The organism is Lysinibacillus sp. EB271-A1-10B (genome assembly GCF_058791335.1).
On the sequence record NZ_JBYTDL010000001.1, the window covers coordinates 171,375 to 183,739 of the forward strand.

General features: G+C 38.0%; 14 protein-coding genes. All 14 read right to left on the bottom strand.

Features of this window, described 5'->3' with window-relative positions; translation table 11 throughout:
• Positions 1-147: 147 nt before the first annotated feature.
• The 14 genes from AC3WSK_RS00830 to AC3WSK_RS00895 all read right to left on the bottom strand — a co-directional run bounded on the left by AC3WSK_RS00830 (position 148) and on the right by AC3WSK_RS00895 (position 12,359).
• Positions 148-948 (bottom strand): phosphatidate cytidylyltransferase, encoded by an 801-nt coding sequence (locus tag AC3WSK_RS00830; protein ID WP_079560491.1) that lies wholly within the window; start codon positions 946-948, stop codon positions 148-150.
• Positions 945-1,739, bottom strand: coding sequence for an undecaprenyl pyrophosphate synthase (uppS, locus tag AC3WSK_RS00835; protein WP_079560490.1), 795 nt, complete (start codon positions 1,737-1,739; stop codon positions 945-947). The genes AC3WSK_RS00830 and uppS overlap by 4 nt, the downstream gene beginning before the upstream one ends.
• Before the next feature lie 744 nt (positions 1,740-2,483).
• Positions 2,484-3,041, bottom strand: a complete 558-nt coding sequence (gene frr / locus AC3WSK_RS00840) for a ribosome recycling factor (protein WP_079560488.1) — start codon at positions 3,039-3,041, stop codon at positions 2,484-2,486.
• On the bottom strand, positions 3,041-3,766 hold the full coding sequence (gene pyrH / locus AC3WSK_RS00845) for a UMP kinase (protein WP_079560487.1): 726 nt from the start codon (positions 3,764-3,766) through the stop codon (positions 3,041-3,043). The genes frr and pyrH overlap by 1 nt, the downstream gene beginning before the upstream one ends.
• Before the next feature lie 524 nt (positions 3,767-4,290).
• A complete protein-coding gene (gene tsf / locus AC3WSK_RS00850) occupies positions 4,291-5,178 on the bottom strand; it encodes a translation elongation factor Ts (protein ID WP_079560486.1) in 888 nt (295 codons plus the stop codon).
• Positions 5,179-5,279: 101 nt separating this feature from the next.
• A complete protein-coding gene (rpsB, locus tag AC3WSK_RS00855) occupies positions 5,280-5,999 on the bottom strand; it encodes a 30S ribosomal protein S2 (RefSeq protein ID WP_049668466.1) in 720 nt (239 codons plus the stop codon).
• Between the two features lie 157 nt (positions 6,000-6,156).
• Positions 6,157-6,753, bottom strand: coding sequence for a DUF6115 domain-containing protein (locus tag AC3WSK_RS00860; RefSeq protein ID WP_427482586.1), 597 nt, complete (start codon positions 6,751-6,753; stop codon positions 6,157-6,159).
• Positions 6,754-6,762: 9 nt separating this feature from the next.
• Positions 6,763-7,071, bottom strand: coding sequence for an RNA polymerase subunit sigma (locus tag AC3WSK_RS00865; RefSeq protein ID WP_427482584.1), 309 nt, complete (start codon positions 7,069-7,071; stop codon positions 6,763-6,765).
• Positions 7,072-7,107: 36 nt separating this feature from the next.
• Entirely contained in the window at positions 7,108-7,878 is a 771-nt protein-coding gene (locus tag AC3WSK_RS00870) for a FliA/WhiG family RNA polymerase sigma factor (RefSeq protein WP_079560483.1), read from the bottom strand.
• A gap of 423 nt (positions 7,879-8,301) precedes the next feature.
• Entirely contained in the window at positions 8,302-8,676 is a 375-nt protein-coding gene (locus AC3WSK_RS00875) for a hypothetical protein (protein ID WP_079560482.1), read from the bottom strand.
• Positions 8,676-9,179 carry a chemotaxis protein CheD gene (locus AC3WSK_RS00880; protein WP_079560865.1) on the bottom strand — a complete coding sequence of 168 codons (504 nt, stop codon included), beginning with the start codon at positions 9,177-9,179 and terminating at the stop codon, positions 8,676-8,678. The genes AC3WSK_RS00875 and AC3WSK_RS00880 overlap by 1 nt, the downstream gene beginning before the upstream one ends.
• 3 nt (positions 9,180-9,182) lie before the next feature.
• Positions 9,183-9,815: a chemotaxis protein CheC gene (locus AC3WSK_RS00885; RefSeq protein ID WP_079560481.1), complete on the bottom strand. Its 633-nt coding sequence runs from the start codon at positions 9,813-9,815 to the stop codon at positions 9,183-9,185.
• 9 nt (positions 9,816-9,824) lie between these two features.
• Positions 9,825-10,271 carry a chemotaxis protein CheW gene (locus tag AC3WSK_RS00890; RefSeq protein WP_079560480.1) on the bottom strand — a complete coding sequence of 149 codons (447 nt, stop codon included), beginning with the start codon at positions 10,269-10,271 and terminating at the stop codon, positions 9,825-9,827.
• A gap of 27 nt (positions 10,272-10,298) precedes the next feature.
• Positions 10,299-12,359, bottom strand: coding sequence for a chemotaxis protein CheW (locus AC3WSK_RS00895; RefSeq protein ID WP_492411458.1), 2,061 nt, complete (start codon positions 12,357-12,359; stop codon positions 10,299-10,301).
• Between the last annotated feature and the right edge of the window lie 6 nt (positions 12,360-12,365).

The window sequence follows — 12,365 nt, forward strand, 5'->3', positions numbered from 1 at the left end:
TTTTCTATCTCAACAAATGATATAGCACGATTATTTCCTCTCTGTTTAGAGGAAATTGCTATTATTATGGCTCATCATCAGATCGTAGAATTGATATCGATTCAGACTGGGCGCTTTTTAAAGGCGTCCGATGAGCACCTATTATTTTTAGTTACCAAAAAGATGTAAAAAATGTAGTAAAGGCACGACGAATAGCAGACTATCAAAGCGGTCTAAAATACCGCCATGCCCAGGTAAAATATTTCCTGAATCCTTTACGTCAAAATGTCGCTTTATAGCAGATTCCACTAAATCGCCCATTTGCCCAATAATTGACGCAATGATTGTGATGAAAATAAGTGAGACATAACCATTTGCAAATGGATAAATTGCTTGCATCGCGACAGCAAAGATTACAGCAATAACAATGCCACCTACAAAACCTTCCACAGTTTTCTTCGGTGAAATTTCAGGCCAAAGCTTATTTTTACCTAATTTTCTTCCAACAAAATATGCACCAGAGTCAGTTGTCCAAACTACTAGTAAACAATATACGACAAACTCAAGACCATAGCTTCGTGTTTCAATTAAGTAATGGAAACCTAGTCCGACATAAAACGCACCTAATAAAATAAATGCAACTTCATCGAATGTAATTTTATTTTTCACAAGGACTACGTAAATGAGCAAAAGCATCATTAGACCATACACAACCATTAAATCAGAGGAATAGCCAATTGCTTCTACCACTTTACTTGACCAGTCCTTTGGTATAACAAGTAGTATTAATGTTAGTAGCCCTAAAAAACCAGGCACTGAAAAAAGTGAAATACCTTTCATTTTTAGTATTTCATAAAAGCCGACAACAGCCATTGCAAGCACAAGAATTGTAAATGGCACTTTTCCATAAATAACAAATGGAATAAATAGCGCTGCTGCAATTATTGCTGTGATAATTCGTTGTTTCAAGTTGTTCCTTCTCCCTTCAACCCACCGTAACGGCGATTACGTTTCTGGTAGTTTTCCACCGCTTCCAGTAAGTTTTCCTCGCTAAAATCTGGCCACAATGTATTTGTAAACCAAAATTCTGTATAAGCGAGCTGCCATAACATAAAGTTGCTTAAGCGTACTTCACCGCTTGTTCGAATTAATAAATCTGGCTCTGGCAGATGAGCCGTCATTAAATGAGATGTCAAACATTCTTCTGTTATTTCTTGCATCGTTAATTGACCATCCTGCACCTTTTGAAGCATTGTTCTCATGGCGCTAACCATTTCGGAACGACTTCCATAATTCAGAGCAAAATTTAATATTAATCCTGTATTATGTTTCGTTTCCTCCATCGCCTCATACAACGCTTTTTGCGTATGTGCAGGTAATAAAGATGGATCCCCTATCATTTCAACACGTACATTACGCTCCATCATTTCAGGTAAAAAGGAACCTAAAAATTCTACAGGTAAACGCATTAGAAAATCGACCTCAGGTTTTGGTCGCTTCCAATTTTCTGTAGAGAACGCATATACCGTTAAAACTTTAATACCTAAATCGGATGCAAATCTAGTTACCTTCCGGACTGTCTTCATACCTTCGTGATGCCCAGCAACACGTGGCATGGCACGTTTCTTCGCCCAACGTCCATTTCCGTCCATAATAATCGCTACATGGGCAGGAATCGGCTCGTTTTTAGCAAGGGCAACACGTTCCTCCAATGATTGTGAATCCATATTTATTTGTTTACCTAATAGCTTTTTAAACATGCTAACTCCCCCACTACAACTAATCGGACGTATACTAACCTATCATAACAAACAAAAGCGCATTTTGTCTTTTTTTCCCCTCTAAATTGACTATGTATGAACTATCTTATTTTAGAACTACACACATTTTAGGATGATCACCGAAACGTGGGGTTGATTTCCGTTCCGACTGGGCGCTTTGCCGCTGACGCTTCGCTTTCGCGCAGAGCAGAGCTTCCTGGGGGCGTCCGATGAGCCGCTTCACTCACGTTGCTCGCTCCAGGGTCTCGGGCCAACACGATGTTGGTCACGAAGGCATTATCACAGGATGTGATGGTTTTAGCCTTCGTTCCTCTATCGCTAATCCCCAAGGAGTCGCCCAGTCTCCACTCCAATCAACTTATCCTCATAACATACGTTTTAACAAAATGTCATCCCCAACTTTAGATTGATGATTCCTTTATAAAGAAAGGCTAGAAAACTTTTATCACGCCCACTCAAGTATGATTATTAAGAGGTATTTCCCTTATTTCGTTCATTCCTCAATAATGTTTTTCTCTTCACGTAAAAAACAGTTCTTCTTAATCTTAAAAGAAAGAAAAAATAGATGAAAGGTATTTCCCTAAAACAATTAAAGTTATGTATAACATTTTACTAAACCTTTTACATAATCATTTAAAGTAAAGAGAAAAGACGTCCTGATATGTATAGGACGCCTTCATCTCATCAAAAAGTTCCATCATAGATATGCAAAGCAAATTATGCTTACACTTCTAAAATTTCTTTTTCTTTTTCTTTCGTTACTTGATCTACTTTAACAATGAATTCATCTGTTAATTTTTGAATATCTTCACCGTAGCCACGTAGACCATCTTCTGTGATTTCGCCAGCTTTTTCAAGTTTTTTCAGATCATCATTAGCATCACGACGAACATTACGTACAGCGATTTTTGCATCCTCTGCTTCTTTTTTCACTTGTTTCACAAGATCTTTACGACGCTCTTCTGTTAAAGCCGGGATCATTAAACGAATAACAGATCCATCATTTGTTGGTGTAATACCAATATCTGATTTCATGATTGCTTTTTCGATTTCACCTAAGATTGTTTTATCGTAAGGTGTAATAACTAATAAGCGCGCTTCTGGTACCGAAACACCTCCAAGCTGATTAATCGGTGTTGGTGCACCATAATAATCAACCGTAATGCGATCTAATAGAGAAGCATTTGCACGACCTGCACGGATTGAAGCTAGTTCACGTGAAAAAGCGGCAATTGTTTTGTTCATTTTTTCTTTAGCTTGTTCTAAAACTTGTTTAGCCATTATACATTCCTCCTAACAACTGTTCCAATTTTCTCGCCTTGTACGGCACGTTTAATATTACCTGGTTCCGTAATTGAGAAGACAATTAACGGAATATCGTTATCCATACATAGAGTAGAAGCTGTTGAATCCATTACTTGTAAGCCCTGTTGAATAACGTCTAAGTATGTGAGTGTATCATATTTAACGGCAGTTGCATCTACTTTCGGATCTGCAGAATAAACACCATCTACATTATTTTTCGCCATTAAAATCGCATCTGCGTCGATTTCAGCAGCTCGTAATGCAGCTGTAGTATCCGTAGAGAAGAATGGGTTACCTGTACCTGCTGCAAAAATTACTACACGTTTTTTCTCTAGATGACGAACTGCTTTACGGCGAATATATGGCTCTGCTACTTGTGTCATTACAATTGAAGATTGTACACGTGTTTCAATTCCTAATTTCTCCAGTGCATCTTGTAACGCTAAAGAGTTCATAACCGTTGCTAGCATACCCATATAGTCGGCTGCTGCACGATCCATTCCCATTTCGCTACCGATTTTTCCACGCCATATATTACCGCCACCTACAACAACAGCAACTTCTACATCAAGATCTACTACTTCTTTTACTTCTTCTGCAACAGCCTTGATTATTTTTGGTGATAAACCGAAGCCCGCTTCTCCAGCTAACGCTTCACCACTTAATTTAATAACTACTCGTTTATATTGTGGCACACTCATTGTAAACCTCCGTCAGACTTTATTTAAAAAATCTCTATTCCCTTTTCCATTATAGTATAAATAACAATAATTTCTAGTTATGAATAAGGCAAAATAGAAAATTATGTGGCTCAACACGATAAAGTTGGTTGATTTCCGTTCCGACTAGGCGCTTTCGCGCAGAGCAGAGCTTCCTGGGGGCGTCCGATGAGCCGCTTGGGCCAACAGATGTTTTTCACGCGAAAGCGTAGTGCTAGCGTAGCGGCAGCAGCATGATGTTGGTCACGAAAGCGTTATCACAGGATGTGATGGTTTTAGCCTCCGTTCCTCTATCGCTGATCCCAAGGAGTCGTCCAGTCGTAACGAAGATCAACTTATATACATAGCATACGGTTTAATAAATGTTATCCGCAACTTTTGGTGACGAGCCAATTTTAACTTTTTTTCGCTAATCTCGGAAAAATAGGGAACACGCTATGTTGTGTTCCCCATTTTTTGTCTAGAAAATCTAGTTATTATTTGATTAGGATCAAATGCAAGCTAAATTAGTTACCTTTAACTTGGCTCATTACTTCTTCAGCGAAGTTGTCTTCACGTTTTTCGATACCTTCACCAACAGCATAACGTACGAAGCCGTTTACTGAACCGCCAGTTGAAGCAACGAAATCACGTACTTTTTGATCTGAGTTTTTAACGAATGTTTGGTCAAGTAAGCAAACATCTTCGAAGTATTTACCAAGACGACCTTCAACCATTTTTGCTACGATGTTTTCTGGTTTACCTTCGTTAAGAGCTTGTTCAGTTAATACTTTACGCTCACGTTCAACTTCTTCAGCAGAAACTTCATCGCGAGAAACGTAAGTAGGGTTAATAGCAGCGATATGCATTGCAACATCTTTTGCAGCAGAAGCATCTGCAGAACCTTCTAAAGTAACTAACACACCGATACGACCGCCCATGTGTAAATAAGAACCGAATGCATCTGCATCAGTTTTTGTTTTCACTTCGTAACGACGAAGAGTGATTTTTTCACCGATTGTTGCAACTGCAGTTGAAATTTGGTCAGCAATTTTCACACCTTCAGCATTTGCAAGCTCTAATGCAGCTTCAACTGTTGCAGGTTTAGCAGCAAGTAATTGCTCAGCTAAAGAAGCAACTAACACTTGGAATTTTTCGTTTTTAGAAACGAAGTCAGTTTCAGCGTTTACTTCAAGGATGATTGCTTCGTTACCTTGTTCTAAGATATAAGTTGTACCTTCTGCAGCGATACGGTCAGCTTTTTTAGCAGCTGAAGAAAGACCTTTTTCACGTAGGAAATCGATTGCAGCATCTAAATCGCCATCAGTTTGTACTAACGCTTTTTTACAATCCATCATTCCAGCGCCAGTTTTTTCGCGTAATTCTTTTACTAATTGTGCAGTAATGTTTGCCATTTAGTGTTTCCTCCTCAAATTGGTTGTACAAATTTTAGTGATAGGTTCTAAAAAAGGTGATAAGGGTCCTGAGCCACTTATCACCTTTTTCTAAACGTGAATTACTCAGCAGCAGCTTCTACAGCTGGAGCTTCTTCTTCACCTTGTTTTGACTCGATTAAAGCGTCAGCCATTTTAGCAGTTAAAAGTTTAACAGCGCGAATAGCATCGTCATTAGCAGGGATTACGTAGTCGATTTCATCTGGATCACAGTTTGTATCAACAATACCTACTAGAGGGATGTTTAATTTAATAGCTTCTGCAACAGCAATGCGTTCTTTACGTGGGTCAACCACGAACATTACGTCTGGAAGAGCGTGCATATCACGGATACCGCCTAAGAATTTGATTAGACGTTCGTGTTCTTTTTTAAGTTGGATTACTTCTTTTTTAGGAAGAACTTCGAAAGTTCCATCTTCTTCCATTTTTTCGATTGCTTTCATACGTGCAACACGTTTTTGAATAGTACCGAAGTTTGTAAGAGTACCACCTAACCAACGTTGGTTGATGTAGTAGTTGCCTGAACGTTCAGCTTCATCTTTGATCGCTTCTTGTGCTTGTTTTTTCGTACCAACGAAAAGAACTTTACCACCGTCTTGACCAACTTGACGCATGAAGTCATAAGCTTCCTCTAATTTTTTAACAGTTTTTTGTAAGTCGATGATGTAGATCCCGTTACGCTCAACGAAGATATATTTCTTCATTTTTGGGTTCCAACGACGAGTTTGGTGACCGAAATGTACACCAGCTTCAAGTAATTGTTTCATAGAAATTACTGACATGTGTATTTCCTCCTAGTATGTTTGGTTTTTATCCTCCGCATTTATCACTTGCAACAAGCTACCCTAAGCTTAGAGCACCACTTACTACATCAAAATGCGTGTGTATTAATAACACCATTTGCAACTATATCATAGCTTTACCCTATTCGCAACTGTTTTAGTTGTGAAATTTCAATAAAAGCTCGATTTCTGTTTTTCCTTTTTGAAGCTGTTTTGCAATTTCTTCTGATGTTTTCCCTTGTTTCGCTAAATTAATAGCTTGTTGTTCCAATGTTAATGGCTTAGCTTCTTCCTTTTCGGTTGCCTCACTTGCTTGTCGGGCCGAATGTACCACCTTAGCTTCAGCTTTAGCTCCAGATTGCTGCTGGCGTGAATACGCATTGGCTACGATATTTTTGGGCACATAAACGCGAGGTTCCTGATCTAGACCAATAGAACCATCTACTGTGCTTCCTTCCTTTGTCAGAGAAGGTTGCTGTTCCTTCTCCTGTTGTCTCACAATCTGTTCTTCCTGTTCCACAGCATTCGTTTGAGTTTCAGACTTTGAAACTCTTTGCAGCTCTTGAATGAGGCGATCATTTTCATCTTTCATCTCAGCTAAATAGACACTGATGGTGTCATCCATTTCACGCATTAAGCGCTCCTGTTTTTTTTCTAAGTCCTTAAATTTTGCTAGCTTCGTATTTAATATAATAAGGAAATAAAATGAAAGTAGCTGTAAAATAAATAGAACCGCAATTAGTATGATTGTCATAGTAAACTCCTATCCACTAAAATCCACGAAATTCCCTTTAAACGGATGCTGCGCTTGCGTTTCTGGCTTCTCGTTATCCTTATTTTTCTTTTTTCGAGTACCTTTTATATACTCGCCACCTGCTTCTTCATCTTCACTTATCCCATCCGCACCCTCTGAAGTATTCACAATTTTTTGCTTGCGTTCTACTTCTTTTTTTAACGCTTCATTTGCATGTGCTTGCTGAGCCAAAGTTTGTTGTTGTGCCTGATCAGCCATTTTTCCTGCTTCAAATGTTTTGGGAATAGCTATTTGTAGTTCGACACCCTTTAAACTCATAAGACCCCTCCTTCAACGATATGTATACAAGGATTATTATGCATTAATCATTTCATTAGTTAATAATTTCCGTAGCTTTAATAGCGCCTTAGAGTGGATTTGTGAAATACGTGATGTAGATAATTCAAGCATTTCTCCAATTTCTGTTAGTGTTAATTCCTCCGTATAAAACAAACTAAGTACTAGCTGCTCCTTATCATTGAGCTTTTGGATATTTTCCGCTAAATCCCCAAGCAGTTCTGACTTAACGACAGCTTGCTCAGGTGTCTTCGTCGTATCATCACGAATAACAAATGACTTTCCATCAGTCTCCTCTTGATCTTGCTGCTCATTAATGGAAAGAACATTTGAGAAGAAATGCTCCTGTACAGTTTGGTAAACGTCCTCAACAGGTAAAGCCATATGTTCCGCAAGTTCCTCAGGTGTTACATGACGCATATATTTTTGTTCTAACTGCTCAATCTGTACATCTAACTTTTTCGCCTTTTCACGTGCTGACCGTGGCAACCAATCTTCTTTACGTAAACCATCAATAATGGCTCCTCTTACTCTAAAAGAAGCATATGTATCAAATTTCAAGTCTCTATTAATATCAAATTTATTCAACGCATCAAACAGACCTACCATACCTAAGCTCATTAAATCGTCTCGCGATACACTCTTTGGTAAGCTCGCTCCAATACGTTGTACATGATAAGATACTAGCGAAATATATTTTTTTATAAGCAAATCACCTGCATCTGGATCACGTTCATTTATCCAGCGGTTCCACAGCTTTTGTTCATCGTTCAGAATTGGTTGTGTCATGTAATCCACCTCTCTAAGAAAAACGCATTTATGCGCCTGTTTGCCACTGTCTTATATCAATACAAAAAACATTTGTAACTGACGTTTCACTTTCGTTACGAACACACTTGTAACTGACGTTTCACTTTCGCTACGTAAACATTTATTGAAAGAAAATACATTATGCCTCGGCATAAACAACAAAGCGTTACTAGTTATTAGACCTTAACATAAAAACCCATCTAATTCTTTCCTATATTATAACAAGAATCGACTATAATTTCATTTGTTTCTCGTACTCTATCACAGATTCTTTACATTTATGTGTCAGTATCTGTTAGTTCGGATATAGTCAAAATCCGTTAAAACACCCTAAGCTATAAAATAAGAATTTGCAAAAGAATTAAGATAACTAAAAAGAGCCGCTACTTGCGACTCCCTTTTTTAAGCATTATTTAATTGTTGATCCGCCTCACGATTCATCATCGTTCGTACAGCCTGAGCAATCTCTTCCGAGTTCTCATCTTGAAACTCCACGGTTGAATTAGCCGTCGGTGCTTCTTGATTTTCTTCCTCTGGATTCTCAGATTCATTTTCTTCATGCTCACCTTCAACGAGTTCTTCATCGTCCTCAGGTGTGAATAAAACGTAAGCAATTAAAAATCTGACAATATACATGACGAAAAACATAATTATTCCCGCCACAAATGACCCTACGATAATACGTAATGGTGTATAGGGTTTTAGAAATGTACTAAAAAAATATATAGAAAAGGCAATTAACGCACCCCATAGGTTATAAAAAATAGAACCGAACATTATATTTCGCTCACTCCTTGGTTAACCGTTCGAATATGTAATGTCGACGTCGCAGGATTAAATTCAATTGTTCTACCACTGTTGCCGCCTGTGTCTTCGGCAACTAAACGAATTCCATGACGCTTCAGCTCATGCTTTACAGCTTCTACATTACGTGGGCCGATGCGCATGGAGTCTTTATCTGAAGTGAATTGAAACATTTGCGCACCACCCGCAATTTTTGCCTTTAGCTTGAATTTTTGAACGCCTTCTAACTTTAATAAGTCAATCATTGCCGCAATGCCTGTGTCAGCAAATTTAGCCACATTTATTGACTCTTGTCTACCTAAACTCGAATCTGGCAACATCACATGTATTAAACCAGCAATTTTTTTTGATTCGTCATATAAAATGACTCCTACACAAGACCCAAGACCTGATGTTCTTATCGTATTTGGTAACTTTACTACATCCATTTGTGCAATTCCAACTTTTATAACTTGGCCATCACTACTGTTTAGCATCATTTATGAAACTCCTAATGCTTTAAAAATAGCATCAAATGAGTCTGGATCTGGTAATAAGAAGAAATGACCTCTTACTGTTTCCTGGTCCTCTACACCGTCTTCAAAAATGGATGTGTTTATGACGATCACATTATCGCTAACGTGTGATAATTCAATCAAGCCAATACTAATAATGGCACCAAACATGTCAACACTTAGTCCTGGTACAGTTGGATAAATTTTCAAACTCGTAAAGTCAGACAATGCCGATAAATAAGAGCCGGATAAAATATTACCCATTTCCTGCATAGCGGATAACCCCAACTCTGAAACAGGTCGTTTTTTAAAGTCGAATGATTCATCAAATATGAGACGACGGATAAAACGATTTGCTTGTTCAATTGGCAGGATAAAGAACATACTACCTTCAGCATCACCTTCAATGCGTAAATAGATTCCTACTACGACATTTTCAGATCCTCCTGCAAGCTCCATCATGTCATTAAAGGAAACCATTTCAACCTTTGGTACTCGCATATCAATTTTTTTACCAAGCAAATTGGAAAGTGCTGTCGCAGCATGCGCAGCACCTATATTACCAATTTCCTTTAATACGTCTAAATGTAGTGATGTAATCTTTTGATTATATGTCATTATCGATCCCTACTTTAGTGGATTTAATACTTTCTCTAAATGCAATAAAATTAATAATCGTTTATCTATTTTGGCTACTCCTGAAATAAACTCTTCTTCCAGTGAACCTACTACTTCAGGCTGTGGTTCAATCGAGTCAGCTGGGATGTCTAACACATCATTTGCAGAGTCAACGACGAAACCTACTTCCATATCTTCTAATGAAATAATGATGATGCGTGTTGTTTCTTCATGCTCAGAGATCGGTAATTCAAATCGTTCACGTAAATCAACAATTGGCGTTACGACACCGCGTAGGTTAATAACACCTTTTACGTATTTTTCCGTTTTCGGTACACGTGTAATATGCATTAGTTTTTCAATCCCTTGTACATGTGACACTGGAATCGCATATTCTTTATCTGCTAGTTGAAAAACAATTACTTTAATACTTTCTTGTTCCACTGCGTTTGTCATTGTTTACACCTCTCTTATTCATTCACCTTATTTAATAAGTGCGTTACAATCCACGATTAAGGCAACTTTCCCGTTACCTAAAATTGTTGCACCTGAAATTGCAAAGATATTCGTTAAGTAATTTCCTAATGATTTCAGCACAATTTCTTGTTGGCCAATGAATGAATCCACAACTAAACCAGCAAGTTTCTCACCTTTTCGAACGATGACCACTGAATGGAATTCGTCACCCTGTGGTTCTTTGCGAGGTACCTCAAAGATTTCTTCTAAAAATACTAGTGGTACTACTTTGCCACGGAAATCGATTACTTTTTGATTATGTGCATTCATAATTTCTGACGAACGGATAATTGAAGTTTCAATAATTGATGAAAGTGGAATTGCATAAATTTCTTTTTCGATTTCTACTAACATGACAGAAATAATTGATAATGTCAGAGGTAATTGAATCGAGAATACTGAGCCTACATCTTGTGTAGATTCAATTGAAATATTTCCACCCAATGATTCGATTGTTGTTTTAACAACATCTAATCCAACACCTCGACCTGATACGTCAGAAATAACATCTGCTGTTGAAAACCCTGAAGCCAAAATAAGCTCATTAATTTGCTTATCTGACATCGAAAATGATTGTTCTTGTGTAACGATACCTTTAGAAATGGCTTTCGCTAGTACTTTTTCACGGTTAATACCTGCTCCATCATCTTCAATTTCAATGAAGACATAGTTACCACTATGATAAGCACGCAATACAACTGTTCCTTCTTCTGGCTTACCTTTCGCAAGGCGAGTCGTAGGATTTTCAATACCGTGGTCAACAGAGTTACGAATTAAATGAACAAGTGGATCCCCAATTTCATCGATTACTGTACGATCTAGTTCTGTTTCAGCACCAATAATTTCGAGGTTAATTTTCTTGTTTAGATCACGAGATAACTGACGAATCATTTTCGGGAAGCGATTGAATACTGTTTCAACCGGAACCATACGCATCGTTAAAATAATCGTTTGTAAATCACCCATGACGCGGCTCATGCGCTCTACTGTTTCATTTAACTCTCCATGGTTAACCTCAGTTGCAATAGACTGTAGTCGTCCTCGATCGATTACAAGCTCTTCAAATAGATTCATTAATATATCAAGTCGATCGATATTCACACGAATTGTTTTATTACCAACAGGCGCATGGCTTTTATCCGCCTTAGCAGGAGCCGCTGCTGTTGCAGGTTTAGGTGCTGCATTATTTTTTTCTGGATCCGTAGCAGGTTTAGCCTCTACTTCTACCGTTGCTGCTACTTCTTGAATGGCTTGTCCTTTTTCACTATGTTGCTTTGGCTCTATAGCGGCGACAATCACTTCATCAACTTCTGAAACTTTCATAATCTTTTTCTGCATATCTTCAGCAGATTCTTTTGTTACAAAAGCTACGTAAAATTGTTGATCGAACTGTTCGTCTTCAAGCTTTTCAACAGATGGACTTGATTTAATAACTTCCCCATCTTTTTCTAAAATCTCAAACACCATAAATACTCGTGCTGCTTTTAAAAGACAGTCCTCACGTAATTTCACTGAAATTTCAAATGCATTGAAACCTTGCTCAGCAGATTGTGAAATAACTGTTTGCTCAAAGCCGTCATACTCTAATGTACTTGCTACAGCTGTAGTTGGTGTCTCAGTAGTTCCTACCACTTCAGGAATCGCTTCTTCACCTAATTCAATACGCTTTAATTGAGCAACAGTTGAAGATACATCACGTTTTCCATCTCCGCCATTCGCAATGTCCATCACCATTTCTTCTAGATGGTCTACAGACTCAAAAACAACATCTAAAATTTCAGGAGATACATGGATTTTTTCGTTTCGGATCGCGTCCAACACATTTTCCATTTTATGAGTTAAATCCGCTAAATCTTCAAAGCCCATTGTCGCAGACATACCTTTTAATGTATGCGCAGAGCGGAAAATTTCTCCGACAATCGCCAAATCATCTGGATTTTTTTCTAGTTCTAATAAATGTTCACTACATGCTTGTAAATGGTCTTTACTTTCTTCAATAAACATCTCTAAATATTGATTGACTTCCATAAGAGG

Bases quoted from the DNA above. Each gene is read 5' to 3' on its own strand.
- AC3WSK_RS00880 (WP_079560865.1), bottom strand. From the start codon at position 9,179: ATGCTAAACAGTAGTGATGGCCAAGTTATAAAAGTTGGAATTGCACAA.
- tsf (WP_079560486.1), bottom strand. From the start codon at position 5,178: ATGGCAAACATTACTGCACAATTAGTAAAAGAATTACGCGAAAAAACT.
- AC3WSK_RS00860 (WP_427482586.1), bottom strand. From the start codon at position 6,753: ATGACAATCATACTAATTGCGGTTCTATTTATTTTACAGCTACTTTCA.
- frr (WP_079560488.1), bottom strand. From the start codon at position 3,041: ATGGCTAAACAAGTTTTAGAACAAGCTAAAGAAAAAATGAACAAAACA.
- uppS (WP_079560490.1), bottom strand. From the start codon at position 1,739: ATGTTTAAAAAGCTATTAGGTAAACAAATAAATATGGATTCACAATCA.
- AC3WSK_RS00885 (WP_079560481.1), bottom strand. From the start codon at position 9,815: ATGACATATAATCAAAAGATTACATCACTACATTTAGACGTATTAAAG.
- rpsB (WP_049668466.1), bottom strand. From the start codon at position 5,999: ATGTCAGTAATTTCTATGAAACAATTACTTGAAGCTGGTGTACATTTC.
- AC3WSK_RS00875 (WP_079560482.1), bottom strand. From the start codon at position 8,676: ATGTTCGGTTCTATTTTTTATAACCTATGGGGTGCGTTAATTGCCTTT.
- AC3WSK_RS00890 (WP_079560480.1), bottom strand. From the start codon at position 10,271: ATGACAAACGCAGTGGAACAAGAAAGTATTAAAGTAATTGTTTTTCAA.
- AC3WSK_RS00865 (WP_427482584.1), bottom strand. From the start codon at position 7,071: ATGAGTTTAAAGGGTGTCGAACTACAAATAGCTATTCCCAAAACATTT.
- AC3WSK_RS00895 (WP_492411458.1), bottom strand. From the start codon at position 12,359: ATGGAAGTCAATCAATATTTAGAGATGTTTATTGAAGAAAGTAAAGAC.
- pyrH (WP_079560487.1), bottom strand. From the start codon at position 3,766: ATGAGTGTGCCACAATATAAACGAGTAGTTATTAAATTAAGTGGTGAA.
- AC3WSK_RS00870 (WP_079560483.1), bottom strand. From the start codon at position 7,878: ATGACACAACCAATTCTGAACGATGAACAAAAGCTGTGGAACCGCTGG.